14 protein-coding genes and 1 pseudogene are annotated in these 18,058 nt (G+C 45.3%); 6 read left to right on the forward strand and 9 right to left on the reverse strand.

The genetic code is table 11. The features are described 5' to 3' along the window. Window positions 1-265 precede the first annotated feature (265 nt). Window positions 266-511, forward strand: coding sequence for a DUF1289 domain-containing protein (locus FM037_RS19465; RefSeq protein ID WP_144047352.1), 246 nt, complete (start codon window positions 266-268; stop codon window positions 509-511). A gap of 71 nt (window positions 512-582) precedes the next feature. Here FM037_RS19465 and FM037_RS19470 read toward each other — a convergent pair whose 3' ends face one another. The 6 genes from FM037_RS19470 to FM037_RS19495 all read right to left on the reverse strand — a co-directional run bounded on the left by FM037_RS19470 (window position 583) and on the right by FM037_RS19495 (window position 9,935). Next, a complete protein-coding gene (locus FM037_RS19470; RefSeq protein ID WP_144047353.1) occupies window positions 583-945 on the reverse strand; it encodes a YajD family HNH nuclease in 363 nt (120 codons plus the stop codon). A gap of 148 nt (window positions 946-1,093) precedes the next feature. Further along, entirely contained in the window at window positions 1,094-3,070 is a 1,977-nt protein-coding gene (locus FM037_RS19475; RefSeq protein ID WP_144047354.1) for a BCCT family transporter, read from the reverse strand. A gap of 834 nt (window positions 3,071-3,904) precedes the next feature. Continuing rightward, a complete protein-coding gene (gene phoU, locus FM037_RS19480) occupies window positions 3,905-4,615 on the reverse strand; it encodes a phosphate signaling complex protein PhoU (protein ID WP_144047355.1) in 711 nt (236 codons plus the stop codon). 86 nt (window positions 4,616-4,701) lie between these two features. Beyond that, entirely contained in the window at window positions 4,702-5,520 is an 819-nt protein-coding gene (pstB, locus tag FM037_RS19485) for a phosphate ABC transporter ATP-binding protein PstB (RefSeq protein WP_144047356.1), read from the reverse strand. Between the two features lie 140 nt (window positions 5,521-5,660). Further along, the gene (pstA, locus tag FM037_RS19490; RefSeq protein ID WP_144047357.1) at window positions 5,661-7,313 is read right to left on the reverse strand and encodes a phosphate ABC transporter permease PstA; all 1,653 of its coding nucleotides are present in this window, start codon (window positions 7,311-7,313) and stop codon (window positions 5,661-5,663) included. Window positions 7,314-7,679: 366 nt separating this feature from the next. Beyond that, entirely contained in the window at window positions 7,680-9,935 is a 2,256-nt protein-coding gene (locus FM037_RS19495) for an ABC transporter permease subunit (protein WP_144047358.1), read from the reverse strand. Window positions 9,936-10,118: 183 nt separating this feature from the next. On the opposite strand from FM037_RS19495, the gene FM037_RS19500 reads away from it, so the two are divergent. Both FM037_RS19500 and FM037_RS19505 read left to right on the forward strand, forming a co-directional pair. Continuing rightward, window positions 10,119-10,619: a glycine cleavage system protein R gene (locus FM037_RS19500; protein WP_144047359.1), complete on the forward strand. Its 501-nt coding sequence runs from the start codon at window positions 10,119-10,121 to the stop codon at window positions 10,617-10,619. A 265-nt stretch (window positions 10,620-10,884) separates the two neighbouring features. Then, window positions 10,885-11,700 carry a DUF2797 domain-containing protein gene (locus FM037_RS19505; protein ID WP_144047360.1) on the forward strand — a complete coding sequence of 272 codons (816 nt, stop codon included), beginning with the start codon at window positions 10,885-10,887 and terminating at the stop codon, window positions 11,698-11,700. 89 nt (window positions 11,701-11,789) lie between these two features. On the opposite strand, the gene FM037_RS19510 is transcribed toward FM037_RS19505, so the two are convergent. Then, window positions 11,790-12,194 carry a cupin domain-containing protein gene (locus FM037_RS19510; protein WP_144047361.1) on the reverse strand — a complete coding sequence of 135 codons (405 nt, stop codon included), beginning with the start codon at window positions 12,192-12,194 and terminating at the stop codon, window positions 11,790-11,792. Between the two features lie 203 nt (window positions 12,195-12,397). On the opposite strand from FM037_RS19510, the pseudogene FM037_RS30205 reads away from it, so the two are divergent. The 3 genes and pseudogenes from FM037_RS30205 to FM037_RS19525 all read left to right on the forward strand — a co-directional run bounded on the left by FM037_RS30205 (window position 12,398) and on the right by FM037_RS19525 (window position 16,847). After that, window positions 12,398-14,553 (forward strand): annotated as a pseudogene (locus FM037_RS30205) (TonB-dependent receptor). A gap of 364 nt (window positions 14,554-14,917) precedes the next feature. Continuing rightward, window positions 14,918-15,847, forward strand: a complete 930-nt coding sequence (locus tag FM037_RS19520; protein ID WP_144047362.1) for an esterase/lipase family protein — start codon at window positions 14,918-14,920, stop codon at window positions 15,845-15,847. Between the two features lie 25 nt (window positions 15,848-15,872). Further along, window positions 15,873-16,847, forward strand: a complete 975-nt coding sequence (locus FM037_RS19525) for a lipase chaperone family protein (protein WP_144047363.1) — start codon at window positions 15,873-15,875, stop codon at window positions 16,845-16,847. 54 nt (window positions 16,848-16,901) lie between these two features. Here the strand turns inward: FM037_RS19525 and FM037_RS19530 are convergent, their stop codons facing one another. Next, window positions 16,902-17,330, reverse strand: a complete 429-nt coding sequence (locus tag FM037_RS19530) for a hypothetical protein (RefSeq protein ID WP_144047364.1) — start codon at window positions 17,328-17,330, stop codon at window positions 16,902-16,904. A 30-nt stretch (window positions 17,331-17,360) separates the two neighbouring features. Continuing rightward, window positions 17,361-17,867, reverse strand: coding sequence for a DUF4136 domain-containing protein (locus FM037_RS19535; protein ID WP_229380946.1), 507 nt, complete (start codon window positions 17,865-17,867; stop codon window positions 17,361-17,363). Window positions 17,868-18,058: the final 191 nt, after the last annotated feature.

Raw genomic sequence — 18,058 nt, forward strand, 5'->3', positions numbered from 1 at the left:
TCGATAAAAAATTCAATCGAGTCTAACATTTGAGGTCTGCTTTACCTATAGCTTACAGTGCTATAGATCATTCATCAGCTCAATATACCCCACTCTGTTTTCATTGGGATTAAAATATTAACAAACTAATAAACATCAAGTTTACAATCAAACAACCATAGGCTTTAGCTAACTGAGGATTATTCTCACTCCCCCTTGAAAATCGTGACAAGGATCACTAAAATCTCGGTCAATAATTTTGGAATTACAATCTGAGCCGAAACCTATGATTCACTCGCCTTGCGTGGCCAAATGTGGTTTAAACGATGATGACATCTGTATGGGGTGTTACCGGACTATCGATGAGATTGTCGGCTGGAGTGCGGGTGACGATGGGTTTAAAACTCAAGTATGGGAGAAACTAGCCCTGCGTAAGACCGAACTAGCCAAAGGTGAGTTCAGCGAAAGTAACAGCATCAGTCGACAGAAATGGCTAGAAACTGAGGCTCGGATAGCACTGAACGAACGTTAATTGATGTAAAAATCAATAAAAAGAGATATAGGCGATACTGGCACATATCTCTTAATCGTCTTGCCGGTAAACTACTTCTTCATCATGCCTTTAAGATCGGCGAAGGGATTATAGGTTGCCGATTCTACTTTTGTTTCAGTCGTCGCACCGTACTGAATCAACTCTTCAAATTTCGAATGTTCATTATCATGACAATAAAGACAGAGTAACTCCCAGTTTGAGCCATCCGATGGGTTGTTATCATGGTTGTGATCTCTATGATGTACGGTCAACTCTCGCAGATTTGAGTGAGTAAACTCACGAGTACAACGGCCACACACCCATGGATATAACTTCAGCGCCTGCTCACGATAGCCCGTTTCGCGCTTCGCTTTATAATCTCTGGCTTCAGCTAATACTTTATCTAGTTTACTTTGACCTTGGCTTACCGACATATACTTTAATCCTGCTCACAGCTATCGAAACTGACTTCATCATTACCGGCACGATAGCAAAAAAATACCCTGTACCGATAATAACATCGCTACAGGGTAAATTTAACTGTTTAACCGACTTTCCACGAAAAGCCTACTGCTAAAAAGCTTATGCATCCCCACCCAGATATTCTGAACTTGAGATATGCAGATAATAGTTATACTTCTCATACTGAGTCACTACATCGGCCAAGATCTGTTTCTGAGTGAACCCCATCACGTCATAGTGCTGGCCGCCATGCTCAAGGAAAACTTCGGCGCGATAGTAATCAGTCTCACCATCGTCGACTTCGCTGACTAACGGATTGGTAATGGTGAAGGCTCTGATACGCAGACCATAGACAAAATCGTTATGATCTTCACTAGGGATAACAAACCTGACTCGATTATCAAAATTGACAAACTTAGCCGGAATACCACGACGAACGAAGCTCTCACACACCTTAGTCAGCGCCGGCGTCGCCACCTGCTCGAGGAACTCCTGTACATCATCTTCACTGGGATGGGACACCAGGACATCGAGATGATCTTCCCAGTCCACATCGGTCTTACTGTACTGCACACTGGTATTATGTGACTGCACACTATTGATCTTGATCCAATCATCTCGCAGTGCCCTATAAAGACCTAGGCACATCAACAACATCACTAGCAAGAATGGCAGCGCACTGGCAATAGCCACAGTCTGCAAGGCCTGTAGACCACCTGCCAGCAAGAGCACTGAAGCAACCACACCCTGAAGTAGAGCCCAGAAGACACGCTGCCACACAGGAGCCTCTAAATCACCTCCCGAAGTCAGATTATCGATCACCAAGGAGCCTGAATCTGACGAGGTGACGAAGAAGGTGATCACTAAGCACAGGGCAATAGTCGACAACAGCGTCGAGAAAGGCATGTGTTCGAAGAAGACAAACAGGGCGACAGACACGTCCGATGAAACCGCTTCGGACAGATAAGTAGCGCCATGATTCATGATGGCATCTATAGCGGTATTACCAAAGACCGTCATCCATAAGAAGGTAAAAGCCGATGGCACAAATAACACGCCAATCAAGAACTCCCTAATGGTTCTGCCTCGGGAAACTCGTGCGATAAAGGTGCCGACAAAAGGTGACCAGGAGATCCACCAGCCCCAATAGAGCAAGGTCCAACCGCCTATCCAATCATTCTTCTGTTCATAAGCATATAAGTTAAATGTCTTACCCACTATATCACTCAGATAGGCACCGGTATTTTGCACAAAAGCCTGTAGTAATTCGACCGTTGGTCCAAAAATAAGCACAAAAATCAACAAAAGCACTGCCAGCCCCAAATTGAGCTCACTGAGTCGTTTAACCCCTTTATCCAAACCTGAGAATACAGACAGGGTAGCTATCAACGAAATCGCGATGATCAAGCCTACCTGCACCATAGCATTCACCGGCACACCGAGTAGATAGTTAAGACCCGAGTTAACCTGCAGTACGCCGAAGCCCAGAGAGGTAGCTACGCCAAACATGGTACCTAGCACGGCAAACGTATCAACCGCATGACCTATGGGTCCATAAATACGCTCACCAATCAAGGGGTAAAGGGCACTTCTCGGCAACAGAGGTAATTTATGACGATAAGAGAAATAAGACAGACTCAGGGCAACGACGGCATAGATGGCCCAAGCATGGATCCCCCAATGAAAGAAGGTTATCTTCATCGCATCTTTTGCCGCCTGAATCGTCTCAGGAGTAGCATCAGGTGGCGACATATAGTGCATCACAGGTTCGGCAACACCGAAAAACATCAGGCCTATGCCCATACCAGCAGAAAACAGCATGGCTATCCAGCTCTTATAGCTGTAATCGGGTTCAGCGTGATCTGGCCCAAGTTTGATATCACCGAAACGGCTAAACATGACAAAGATGATAAAAATAAGGAAGATGGCTACGCCTGAGATGTAAAGCCAACCAGCTTTAACCTGAAACCAAGTCTGAGCCGTTTTGAATACATCTTGGGCTTGTTCTGGCCACACAGAGCCGACGAACACCATCAAGATGATGAGAAATAACGATGGAAAAAAAACAGGTGGATTGATACTGGTCTTAATAGACATATAGCTCCCGCACGTTAACATGCGGCGGCACACAAGTAATGATGACGCCACTCGGATCCCGAAGCACGACACACTCACACCATGACGCATCAAATCCGACACAGGTTAAGTATATGCAGCAACCGGGAAGTTGCATTTTGTGGTAAAGCCCACTAAATCCTTCTGGCATACGATTAGGTATTTAAAAGCCTTTCATCCGCTTAATAGATAAAAATAGGAAATTTAGCGTAAAAGATGCTGAAACAAATCATATTGAATAACCCAGCCCAAGACTCTCACTAAAGTGAGTCCGGCTCACGCCAGCTCCTGAACACAAGATCCGAATCCAAATTGCAGACTCCAGGTGTTAGAGCGGGCTGCTGCCCAGCTATTAAATAGAATTTGCGTATCGATTTATCTACAGAGCTCGGTAATCATATCCTTGCTCTGTCAAAAAAACAGATACTCACAAAACTCGCTAATATAATAACCTACTATGCCGATCCAGTAATGTGCGGCTAGACAATTAAAACAAAAAAGCAGCGATAAGCTGCTTTTAATCAAGATTTACACCATTGTGGGCTCAAAATTTAGCCTAAAGACTCAGATCTTTTTCATCTCTTCATAAGATATGAGATTGCCGGACATCTTTTCTATTACCAGACTTTTCGCTTAGCCAAGTTATAAGTTCAGGTCTTTTTCCATCTCTTCATAAGATATGAGATTGCCGGGCATCTTTTCTATTACCAGACTTTTCGCTTAGCCAAGTTATAAGTTCAGGTCTTTTTCCATCTCTTCATAAGATATGAGATTGCCGGGCATCTTTTCTATTACCAGACTTTTCGCTTAGCCAAGTTATAAGTTCAGGTCTTTTTCCATCTCTTCATAAGAAACGTGGCGTACATCTTTTCCTTTAACATAATAGATGATGTATTCGCAGATATTCTGACAGCGATCGCCGACACGCTCCACCGCTCGTGTCGCCCAAAGCACATCAAACACCTCAGGTATTGAACGGGGATCTTCCATCATATAGGTCATAAGTTGGCGGATGGTACCTTCATACTCTTTATCTAGCTTAGCGTCTTCCTTATGTAGCGCGAAAGCTGCATCAGCATCCATGCGAGCCAAGGCATCTAGGGTGCCGTGAAGAAAGCGGGTCGCGTGGCGTCCCATGCTATCGAGACTCACCAGAAGAGGTTGTTGCTTTTTCAAACGTTTATCCAGAGCAACCTTGGCAATTTTCACACAAGCATCACCGATACGCTCTAAATCTGTGATGGTTTTAGAGATGGCCAGCACTAACCTTAAATCACTCGCCGCAGGTTGCCTTTTGGCGATGATACGGGCACATTCCTCATCGATCGCGACCTCCATACCATTAACCTTATGATCGCCTTCGATCACGCTCTGGGCGAGCTCAGCATCTAAGGTTGCAATAGCATCCAGAGCTTGCTCCAACTGACGCTCTACCAGGCCACCCATGGCCAAGACGCGGTTACGAATATCATCCAGCTCGGCGTTAAACTGACCCGAAATGTGTTTATTTAAATTCATATTATCCATCGGTGTTAACCCTTTTTCAGTATCTCATCCCCAGGGAGCTTAGCTCACTGGACTTGGATTGGTTGACTCACTCTAATTAGCCTTAATTACCCGTAACGGCCGGTGATGTAATCTTCCGTTTTACGTTTCTGCGGCGTGGTAAAAATGGTGTTGGTATCGGCGTACTCAACCAGCTCGCCCATGTACATAAATGCGGTTTGATCTGACACCCGAGCCGCCTGCTGCATGTTGTGGGTCACTATCACCACGGTATATTTTGATTTAAGCTCACTGATCAGCTCTTCAATGATCAAGGTCGAGATGGGATCCAGAGCCGATGTGGGTTCATCCAGTAGTAATACCTCAGGCTCGATAGCTATCGCGCGAGCAATCACCAGACGCTGTTGCTGACCACCTGAAAGGCCGAAGGCGTTATCATGAAGTCTGTCTTTCACTTCATCCCATATCGCGGCACCGCGAAGAGAGCGCTCGGCAGCGTCATCAAGATCGCGACGATTGTTTATCCCTTGGAGGCGCAATCCGTAGACCACATTCTCATAAATTGATTTAGGAAAAGGGTTAGGACGCTGGAATACCATGCCAACGTTACGACGCAAGGCGGCAACATCGATCTTCTTGTCATAGATATTTTGTCCGTGAAGCAGGATATCACCACTAATATGGCAGTTATCCACCAGATCATTCATCCGGTTAATACAACGCAGTAGAGTCGACTTACCACAACCACTAGGGCCGATGAATGCGGTAACTTGTTTCTCCGGTATCTTCATCGATACATCAAACAGGGCCTGTTTATCGCCATATTTCAGATCTAAGTTACGGATCTCCAGGGCTGTTTCTTCCTGGCTCAAGTTTTTCAGGTCCACTGATTTAGTACTCATCGCTGACTTATCTATCGAAATCATTTTATGTCCTATCACTTATAGATCTGCTACGCATCTCTATTTGAGTCACTGTGTGACAACTTTTTGGTTTATAACTGCAACTTAAAAGTATGATTCTGTTTCTCTATCATACTGGGTTTGCATTACTCCGCTAGCCAATATTAGTGCTCGAGTGAGCGATATTTCTCACGTAGATGGTTTCGAACCGCAATCGCCGTCAGGTTCAATGACACAATGACAGTAACCAGCAGGAACGAGGTGGCGTAAACCAGAGGTCTCGCGGCCTCTACGTTCGGACTTTGAAAGCCCACATCGTAAATATGAAAACCTAAGTGCATAAACTTTCGCTCCAGATGCACGAAGGGAAAGTTCATGTCTATGGGCAAGGTTGGCGCAAGCTTAACCACACCCACCAACATCAAGGGAGCCACTTCACCCGCGGCGCGCGCCACAGCCAGAATGAGTCCTGTCATGATCGCCGGGCTCGCCATAGGCAAGATAATGCGCCACAGAGTTTCCGCCTTGGTAGCCCCTAGTGCCAGGCTAGCTTGGCGTACCGAACTTGGGATACGGCTCAAGCCTTCCTCGGTCGACACGATAACCACAGGTAAGGTCAAGATAGCTAAGGTCAATGCAGACCAGAGTACACCCGGGGAGCCAAATGTCGGCGCCGGCAGCGCTTCGGGAAAAAAGAGCTGATCTATGCTGCCACCGAACATATAGACGAAGAAGCCTAATCCGAATACCCCGTAAACAATCGAGGGCACACCAGCCAGATTAATCACGGCGATGCGGATCATCTTAGTGACCGGGCCTTTCTTGGCATATTCGTGCAGGTAAACCGCCGCAATCACCCCAAAAGGCGTCACGATCACAGCCATCAACATCACCATAAAGACAGTGCCAAAAATAGCCGGAAATACTCCGCCCTCAGTGTTGGCTTCACGAGGATCGTCACTGACGAAACGACCAACACCGACGAACCAATGGCCCAATTTATCCAGCGGGCCCAGACGATTGGAATAAGTCACATCCAAAATGCTGTCCAGCTTGAGGGTAACCTCCACGCCGCGCATGTCTTTGATAACGACCGAATCCCGACCCGCCTCTTTCCTGAGTCCGAAGAACTTTTTCTCTACAATCAGATATTGAGCCTGTAGGTCCGCCCGTTTCAGGGCTAAGTCGGCCTTAATCACTGGTGTTAGCTTACCATCGAGTTCATAACCACGTCCCTGCAGACGAAGCTTCTCAATGGCGTAGTTTATCGAACCAATCTCCCCCTTCTGAAGATCCACCGCCTTATCATTGAGCGCCACAGAACGATCTATGTGCGACTCGAACGAGGCTTCGACATTATCGAAGTCGAGTCGTTTACCATTTTCGATGACTGCAACAGGGTAGCCGTAAAAATCGCCATTTTTGCTGCGCTCGATGACCGCGATATCTTCGGGTCGACTGCGAGAGATGATATCAGTGGCTAGAATCCAACGAAAATCCAGGCCAACAAATTCACGGTTACCCGTTTTAACTAGGTAACGGGTAACCGTATCACCCGGCGCCTCTTCAAACACATGACCAGCCGAGATCAACTGCTCTGTGGGCACCTGCTCGGTGTCGTATATCTCCCCGATAAGCGTATATTGGGTCCCCTGTTGATCTTGCATCTCCCATTGATAGATCTCAGCAGGCCAGAAGTAACTCAAGCCCCGCCATGCAATCATCAAGAGTAGACCCAATACTGCAATCAAACTGATGCTGACCGCACCACCTGTCATCCAGATCCAGGGAGAACCAGACTTAAACCAATTACCCATGACACTGACTCCCTACATCTAGTGCTGAACATACCGCATCATCTGTCATATCACAGTCCCAGGGAGAACCTGACTTAAACCAATTACCCATGTGAGTTTCTCCATACATCTAGTGCTGAACATACCGCACCACCTGTCATATCACAGCCCCAAGGAGAACCCGACTTGAACCAATTACCCATGACACTGACTCCCAAGAAGTAGATCAAACTTAGCAACAAGCACCATGTCATTCATTCCCAAAGCCCAAGGAGAAACAGATTTAAACCAATTACCCATGAGAGTGTCTCCATAAGTTCAACTGTAAAACCCATATATTCATGTTCATATATATATTCATCATTTCTTTGCTACTAAAATGAGCGATTAAAGTGAGCTATAGCGTTCACGTAGACGCTGTCTCACCACTTCGGCAATAGTGTTGAAAATAAAGGTGAAAATAAACAGTACAAAAGCCGCCAGGAAGAGTACCCGATAGTGAGAACTGCCTATGGCCGACTCAGGTACTTCGACGGCAATATTCGCCGCCAGGGTGCGCATGCCCTGAAACACACTCCACTCCATGATAGCCGTGTTACCTGTCGCCATGAGTACGATCATGGTTTCACCAACCGCGCGTCCAACTCCCATCATGATGGCGGAGAAGATGCCCGGACTTGCAGTAAGCAATACCACTCGAGTGAGAGTCTGCCAGGTGGTCGCACCCAGCGCCAAACTGCCATTGGAAAGATGACGAGGCACAGAGAACACCGCATCTTCGGCTATCGAGAAGATAGTTGGTATGACTGCAAATCCCATGGCGATACCCACAACCAGCGCATTACGCTGATCGAAGGTGATACCGAGTTCATTGGTGATAAATAATCTTGAATCACCATCAAAGAAGGCGATTTCCAATGCTGGACTGATAGCGAAAGAGAACCAGCCGACGAATAAAATCACCGGAATCAACATCAACTCCTGATAGGCTTCAGGCAAGTACTCTTTAGCCTTACCTGGCAAGTTATGCCAGATGAAAGCACTGGTTAGTATCGAGAGCGGCAAGAGAGTGAGTAAGACTAAGATCCCCGGCAAGTGGTCCTCTATCAAGGGCGCCAGCCATAAACCGGCAAGGAAACCGAGTATTACCGTAGGCAAGGCTTCCATGATCTCGATGGTTGGCTTGACGATGGAGCGTACTTTAGGCGTCATAAAATAGGCGGTATAGATGGCACCGGCAATCGCCAAAGGAGTGGCAAACATCATGGCATAGAAAGCGGCTTTCATGGTACCAAACGCCAATGGCATCAGGCTCAACTTAGCTTCAAAATCATCGGATCCCGAAGTCGACTGCCACACATATTTTGGCTCAGGATAACTTTCATACCACACCTTGCTCCACATGGCGCTCCATGACACTTCAGGGTGAGTATTTGAAACACTGAACATATGTAACTTGTTGTCAGCTTCGACCACTAAGGCGTTAGAGCGTGGGCTGAAGCCCAGGGTGCTGGGATTCTTTAAGTTAAAATCTTTGGAAAATAGTTTTCTTTGGCTCGTGGTATAAAGCAACGACAACTGGCCATTATCGCTGATAGTGACAAAGCTCTTTCGATAAAATTCAGAGGCAACACTCTTAATGCCGCCATGATTTCTAAATTCGCGTATCTCTTGATACTGACGCCCTTGCTTACCATTCACCTGAAAATACTGTTGTACCAAACCTGAATCGTAACTCACCAACAGAGAGCTTGCCCCTGCTAGCAGGCTAACATTTGTGACGTTGACACCAGTACGCCCCAACTCTAATACTTGACTCAGGGAGACAGCTTCGGCATCTCGAATATCATAGACGAAGAGTTTATTGTCTGATCTGAGCAGGAGTTGACGCTGATTAGGAGTCATCAATTGTTGCTGAACACGTACCGGAGCATCGTCGATGATGCCGTTATAAGCAGACCATTCGACCTCTTCGGTCATCATGTTCTCTTCACCCTCCTGACGTGACAGACGCCAAATATTATCATCTCCCTGATAAGCAAAGGTCATCTTATCGCTACTGTAATCGAATGCGAGATTGTTTATCGATTGCCCCTGTTCATCGACAGTCATAGGCGTCTTGCCGTTAGGGAATCTCAAATTAGGTGTGATGAGTCGCTTATTGTCTGGATAAGTCACACCAAACTCGATACCTGCAATGATCACCTGACCATTATCGAGTCCGAAAGCAAACCTCTGCTCACTTGGCACCGAGGCTGAACTACTGACAACTTGACTACCCTCGGGAAATTCCAGCTGTTCAGTTTCAATTAATTTTGATGAGCTAACATCATAAAAATCGACTCGACCAGTTTGAGAGACACGGTACATGATCTCATTTTGTTCATCGCTTCCAACCATCAGGGCCGGAACTGAATCCTGGAGGTCCACGCTCGATACTGGTGACACTTCGGCATCATCGAAGATAGGCTTGATAACATAGAGCAGATAAAAGAAAATTAACAACAGAGCGATAAATACCATAGCTCCGCCGATAGTCACCCCAATTTGAGTCAACTTATCCTTAATTGCCCTGCTGCTTGAGCCTCTCCCCATCAGTAGGTTATGAGCCTTAGAATCAGGTTGTTTTACCTGAGTTTCCATTAGAACCTCGTTTATTAAATAGCCAGTAGACTTTTCACTGGGATTGTTTCAACTGCTATGCTAACAATAGCTTAGAAACATTCTCATTATTCTGATGTGTGGCATTATATGACGTAAAGATGACACTAGTGTTACAGTGCCTAATCAAGGATGAAAACAATTAAAGACAGGAGAAATATCAATATGTTACGTTATTTAGTTACACTGCAGGTTGCAGATAAAAAAGGACTAGTTGAACAGATAGCCCACGCGGTGAGTCGCCATGGCGGTAATTGGCTGGATTCTGAACTACGTCATATCGATGGTATCTTCGCCGCCATACTCCTGTTAGAGGTGCCTTCGTCCAACTGGGACATCTTAATCGAAAGCCTGGAATGTATCGAAGGCTTGAGCCTGACCTATGCCAAGACCAGCAAACAGCCCAATAAACTACAACATCTTAGCTTCTCACTCGTCGCCTATGACAGACCCGGTCTGGTACACGAGATCTCCAACAAAATAAGCGCCCTGGGTATCAATATCGAACACTTCAGCAGTCGTTATGAGACAGCCTGCCACACTGGCATCGCCTTATTCAGAGCAAACTTCGATCTCGGCATGAAAAACCCCGAGCAAGAGGAACAACTATGTGAAGCACTTTATGCATTAGGTGATGATGTGGTACTCGATAAGATAAGCCGCTAAAGCAGACTTGACCCAATAGCTATCCGACCCAAGAAAAAATAGACTCAGTCTCTACATCGAGGAGAACCTTTCTCTTCGATGACTTTATCTTCGATTACTCCCCTGCTCACTTAGCCTTCAGAATGCTTCTTTACATAATCACTTCGCAATCGGTTAAATCAATCAAGAATCAAACCAACAATCTGATATAATGAGAAACATAAGATCGTTAATGTCATGCTCAAAATTATAGGGAACGATAGAGTTTCCAATGATAGGAAAAAATATGTTAGGAACCATCAAGAAGATGCGCGCCACACTGGATGATAACCAGCAGGTGCAGTATCAGTTGCCTATAGGCGATGATTTATTAGACATGAATCCGCTAATCGGCACCAGTGTCACCCTCACACATACAGGCAAAATATGTTGCAGTAACTGTGGTAAGCGCACCAAGAAGAGCTATTCTCAGGGCCATTGTTTCGTCTGTATGAGAAAGCTGGCCAGCTGCGACATGTGTATCATGAAGCCCGAAACATGTCATTTCGCCGAGGGGACATGCCGCGAGCCTGAATGGGGAGAGGCTAACTGTTTCGTGCCCCATTACGTTTACCTGTCAAATACCTCAGGACTCAAAGTTGGCATCACACGTCACACCCAACTCCCGACCCGATGGATTGATCAGGGTGCCACCCAAGGTTTAGCTATCTTGAAGGTGTCGACCAGACAGATCTCTGGACTCGTCGAAGTCGAACTAGCCAAGATGATCGCCGATAAGACCAATTGGCGCACCATGTTAAAGGGCAATGCACAAGAAATAGATCTAAAAGCGAAAGCCGCAGAATTACTGCCGGAAGTCGAAAACAAGATCCATGAAATATGCATGGCACATGGCGACTACGCCATTGAGAAGCTCGATGAAGAGATACAGAGTATCCACTTCCCCGTCACCGAGTTTCCAACCAAAATAAGTTCACATAACTTCGACAAAGAGCCTGTGGTCAGCGGCATATTGCTCGGCATAAAAGGTCAGTATTTAATCTTCGATACTGGTGTGATCAATCTACGCAAGTTCACCTCCTATGAGATTAGCGTCGGCTAAGCTGAGTCAATAAACAGTTTTAATAAAAAAGCTCATGAAAATCATGAGCTTTTTGTTTAGCGATTAAGATGGATTATTCCTAATAAATATTAATGTTTATGATCTAAAATAGTCACTTTATCCCCTTGCTCAGCCAGATAAAACACCACGATTTTGGCCGGCTCTGAACTGATGTTTTTTCCATAATGAGAGGTATTAACCAGTTCGATAAGCGTGTCTCCGGCTTTCAGGTTTTTCTTTTTACCGTCGCGGGTGTACACCATCAATTCACCACTTAGAAGTATGCCGGCATTAATTACCGGATGTTGATGCCAGGGCAATTCTTCACCGGGCGCTATCACTATCTCTTTAATGGTCACTTCAGGTTGGGTCAATGAGTATGCAGGCAGTTTATTGCCGTCCCATGATTCAGTAGACTTGATTAGATCTTTAGAGGTAGCGGCACTCACACTTAATGATGCGAACACGAGCGTGGTGAACATGAGCTTCAACATAAAATATCCTACGATTAATAAATTTATCTAATCAAAAAAATCAGAAAGTTTACACCGGCATCATACATAAAAAATACATTCAGAGTAAAAATATTCCCCATCCAGAACCAGAATCAACACTGGGGAAACAAACGTAAATACACTTTAAATAAATGCAGTAACCATTATCATTCTCATCACCTTTTATTACATGAAGAACTACAATGTCATTTTTTTCATTAAAAAAATCAGCGATAACCACGCGATGTGCACTGTTTTTCCTCGCTCTGCCGTCACTTTCAGTCCAAGCCGATGATCAGGCTAACTCCATCACCTCTAATTCACTGGAGAGAATGATAATAACTGGCAGTCGTGGTGTTGAACGCATCGATGAAGTGCCATCTTCGATCACCTTGATCGACAACAAGATGCTTACACAAGATATGCTAGTCAGCTCAGAACTACAGAACATACTGGCGTTCCGAGTCCCCGGAATGGCACCGAGTACGGGAAGCTCGAGTAACTCGGGGCAAACATTACGTGGCCGTCAGGCACTGATAATGATCGATGGCGTGCCACAGTCGACACCGCTAAGAAATGGTCTGTTAGGCATTCGATCCATCGATGCTGGTACCATAGAGCGCATCGAAGTCATTAAGGGCGCGACCTCAATTTATGGTAATGGCGCATCGGGTGGCATCATCAACTACATCACCAAGAAGGCCAGCAGCGAGGATAAAGCCAGAATTCAAATAGGCGCATCGAGCAAATTCAGCGCGGTAAAATTCGAAGATACTCCAGGTTATCGCTTCGATGCCTCCATAGACGGTACTGTCGATAATTTCAGTTACGTGGTGAATGCTGCCATAGAAGAAACTGGTTTACAGCGTGATTCTGAAGGCGATGTGATCGGCCTAAAATATGGTCTATCTGAGAGTAAGTCGAGAAATTTATTCACTAAATTCGGCTATTCATTCGATGAGGAAAAGTATCTTCAGCTTACCTACAATTATTACGATTCCCAGCAGGAAACCGATTATGTTGACGTAGTAGGTAGCGTTAATACAGGCATTAAGACCTATGCCATCAAAGATACCTCAGGTAATCCAAGGGTGGGTAAGCCTCAGGGGCCCCGCGGTAACCATAACCTAATGCTGAAATATGTCGATGAAGATATTTTGACTAACACGCAACTCACACTCGATGGTTACGCACAAATCATCGAAAACATGTTCTATTACTCCACTGTACTCTCAAACCCAAGTGAAGGTTATGCTGGCGGGCAATCGCTGATAAAATCCGATAAAAAAGGTCTGAGAGTTAACTTTAATACTCAAATAGACTGGGATGATATCGAAGTCAGTTTCATCTATGGCCTGGATGCCCTCAAGGATGTTAGCTCGCAGCCGTTGGATGATGGTCGGATCTGGGTGCCAGAGATGGACATGACAAACTTAGCGGCTTACCTACAGACCAAAATAGTGTTCTATGATGACTGGATAATCAAAACTGGAATTCGTCAAGACAGTGTCAATGTCAGCGTCGATGACTACCAGACACTGAAAATGTGCAAAGATGCCAATACCTGCTCAGTCCCTATGGACGTTAAAGGGGGGATATTGATTATGACACCACAACATTTAATATAGGTGTCAGGTACAATATGAACGAGTATTTCAACCCATTTATGAGTTTCTCTCAGGGCTCTGACATCTCAGACCTTGGTGATTTACTGCGTAGCGCAACCGTTAAAGATATCTCGCTTATTCGTACAGAAGCTTCCATCGTCGACAACTTCGAAGTGGGTATATCGGGACATTTAGCAGATTTTAGTTATGAAGTTGCCGCATATCGAAGTTATTCTGAACTGGGCACCCGCAGTGAATATAATCAAGAAACTGGCGTATACATGCCAATTCGTGAACCACAGAAGATCTGGGGCTATGAAGCTCAATTCAGCTATCAGATACAAGACAACTTGGCCACTAGCGTAAGTTACAGCTGGGTAGAAGGCAAAAACACTGACAAGGATACTTATCTCGAAGCTAGGACTATTTCACCACCTAAGTTCACGGCAACACTCGACTGGCAACCCGTAAATGAAGCAAGAATCGGCCTTAGCTACCTTTATGTTGGCGAGCGTAAACGCTTCGAACCTGTCAATGGTAAATACCTCGGCACACAAGGGCCTGTCAGCAGCTATAACTTAGTTAACTTGAGCAGCAGCTATCAGATCAATAACTGGCAGCTATCTCTGGGAGTTGAAAACCTGTTCAACCAAAATTACTACTCTGCACGCTCTCAGGCATACACATTTTCAGGCTTTAACACTAAAGGTCTTGGCACCTCAGTGAACCTTGGGGTAAAAGCAACATTTTAGCCGTAATCTCAAGATAACTGAAAAAGAGGCAAGCAATGGCTTGCCTCTTTTTGCATTAACAATATTTTCAGAGTCTCATATTGGCAAAACAAAAATATTTCATTAGCTTTTGCTAAAGCATGATCTGTCTTAAACAGGTCCGACATCTAACGCTATTACTCAGCTTACACAACAATCGCTAGTTTTAAACACACCTACAACTCCTATCCAGCCTGACTTTTAATAGAAAACATAGCTTGATCCAATCAGATTATTGAGATAACAATAATTACAGGCGGTCGTTTTTCATACAGAACCGCTAACAATAAAATACTAAACAACAAGACGAAGTAACAAGACAATCCACAACACTCTGGGGAATAATATGAACAGATGGATCTACACACTGACAATTTTGCTCTTGAGCTTATCAAGTTCATTCAATGCGACGGCCAGCACGTCAACATCGGCAACACAATATCCCATAGTTCTGGTTCACGGCTTATTTGGTTTCGATGATATCTGGGGTATAGATTACTTCTACCGGATACCACAAGCACTACAGCGACAAGGCGCACAGGTATTTGTCGCAAATGTTTCACCGGCGAATTCAAGCGAGGTGCGAGGGGAGCAATTACGCAGTTACGTCCAAGCCGTTCTTGCACAAACTGGCGCCGATAAAGTCAACCTGATTGGTCACAGTCACGGCAGCCCAACCATACGTTACGTCGCCAGTGTCAGCCCTGAAATGGTGGCATCGGTGACCTCTATCGGCGGCGTAAATTGGGGCAGCAATGTTGCCGACTTCGCTCGCAGTGCAATACCAGCCGACTCGGCAATAGAATGGCTTGCTCAGCAAGGTTTTAATACCTTAGCCTCGATCATTGCCGGGATCTCCGGCAATAGCGGTCTGCCGACTGACACTATAGCAGCGATGGAATCACTCACTACGGCCGGCTCTATCGCATTTAATCAGCGCTATCCAGAAGGCATACCAGCCCAATACTGTGGCCAAGGTTCAGCACTCGCCGACAACGGTGTGTACTACTTCTCCTGGTCGGGTTCCGGTCAACTCACCCACGTGTTCGATGTCAGCGATTACCCATTGAGTCTAACGGGTCTGCTATTTAATGAGCCCAACGATGGACTGGTATCAAGTTGTAGCTCGCACTTAGGCTTAGTCATCAAAGATAACTACAAGATGAATCACTTAGATGAAGTGAATCAGACTTTCGGTCTGGTTAGCTGGTTTGAAACCAATCCTGTCACTCTATACAGACAGCACCTAAGCCGCTTAGCCCAACTCGGACTCTAATCTATTTAATAGGATAGGTATAAACATGAACGACAGAACTAAGCCAAGCCAGAAATTCACTAAGCTTATCGGCATACTTGGGCTGATTTCGTTAATATTACTCAGCCTTGGTTTGGTTCTGTATCCGACTATCACTACAGAAAATCGAAGCTCGGCAGCCAAGTTAACCAATAAAACACCAGAACAAGAGCCATCACTTAGGTTACAGATTGAAGATGCTCAACCCTCACAGTCACCTAAAGTGATCTGGCAGCCATTAAAAATGGAGCTGGCACTAAGATGGAAGTTCGATGACATCATCTTAGAATACCAACAAAATCAAACGCCCTTAGAATCTCAGCTAATCCAGCTGGCTCATACTCTAGCGCTAGACTCGACTGAACTAGCCTACCTTTTGGCCTTATTCGGACGTTATCGTGACTATCAATTGGCTCTTATTGAGATAAAAAATCTCAGTCCCAGCATAGATGAAGATATGCAGATGAGCCAAAGCCTTGCGTTTATCGAGCAGGCTCACGATAGCCAATTTCAATTTTTCAGTGAGCAGGAGATCCAAGCCTTCTTCGCACAGGACAATGCTTACGACCAACAGGCGATAGCCAGAGCGGCCATCAGACAAGATAACTCCCTGACCCCAGCACAAAAGCAGCAATTACTGGCACATCAGATAAGTCAGTTAGATGAGTCAGAGCAACAAGCGTTGCTTCCCAGCTTTCAAGCCGAAAAAATTGCCGCTATGCTCGATAACAGGCAAGTTCAACCACCGGAGATGACACCGGAAATCTCAGCCAGAGTAGAGAAAGTAAGAATAGCGCAAGATGAGTGGAAAACGCGGGTAAGAGGCTATCAAGAGTTTCAGCTGACGATAAAGGAAGAGTATGCGGATACAGAGGAGTACGAGCTAAAAATTGCAATATATATTAAGCAGAATTTCACCTCGACAGAGGTAAAGCGATTGCAGGTTTTTTTAACAAATCCCAGTCTATATGATGCCAGCTAAAGCCCCAAATAGAACAAGCCCTTGCGGGCTTGTTCTATGCGGGTCTAATACGAATTAGTCTTTGTCTGCCGGTTTCTTGCCCATAATGTCCAGCTTACCTTTCTTAGAAAGCCCGGCAATGGCCAAGGTCTGGCTACCGACGCTGTCATAGGTTAAATCGATAGACTCGATTTTAATATCACCTTTAGGTACGCTGATACTACGGCTCGACAGTCCCTTGGTTAACAGACCTAAGTTGTCCACCGTCTTACTCGTGCCGTCACTCATATGCAGTACGACTTTATGCAGGTTCACCGAACCTTGGGTGCACTTTAACTTGATATGAGTGACACTTTTCTCGCTGTAATGAGGAGTTACCGTATCGGTTTCAGTTTTATAATCGACGGTCTTATCTGCAATTTTAACCCAGTCTGCAGACGCTAAACCTTGAAACGAAATCAGCGTTAATGCCAATACCAAGATTCGTGTCATTGAAAATTTCAAAATCCTTCTCCTAAACTTCTATCTTTAAAATTAAACGCTAGGAATGCTTCCCAACATTAAAGAGATAAGTTCGTCAAAACGTTGCTGTCTCTGTTCACCAGACTGCTTAAAGTCGGTAAAACCTTGTGCTAACACTCGCCAAACTGGCTGTAGTTGCATAGGCTTAAATAGCGCCACTAACACTGAGCCTTTCTCATACTGATCGCTATCGATACCAGCAGTCGATAAGCCAGCCACTAATCCGGCTTCCTTCAAGATCTCGGCATCACTCATGTTGGACTCGAGTGCCAAACCAAACCCTATCAGCAGATCCGGAGACTCATCGATGGACACGAGTCGATAACCTTTAGACTCCATCATCTGAGTGATCGAGGTGCGCATATGACGAACGACTTTTTCACTGTTAATTCTCTCATCCGCAACCACATTTTCCAATGAGGGATGCCAGGCAAAACGAGAAGTTTTTTCAGAAATGAAACCTAGATCACCCGTAGTCACCATAGTCGTGCGCATTGGGCTGGTTTCAACATGGTCCACAGTGACGCAAGCCGTCAAAAATGTGATTAAAAATAAACAGGTTAGTTTTTTGATAATGAGGTTCCTTTTCGATATCAGAGCTTGGCACTCAACAATTTTTCAATGCATCAACAATAACATTGCAAAGGTTAACCTAACCTGACTCATAAGTAACCAAAATGGAGAACATTTGCCTATGGGCCATCTAGAAT

The sequence above is a fragment of the Shewanella psychropiezotolerans genome (assembly GCF_007197555.1).
In the GTDB taxonomy this organism is placed as follows: Bacteria; Pseudomonadota; Gammaproteobacteria; order Enterobacterales; family Shewanellaceae; genus Shewanella; species Shewanella psychropiezotolerans.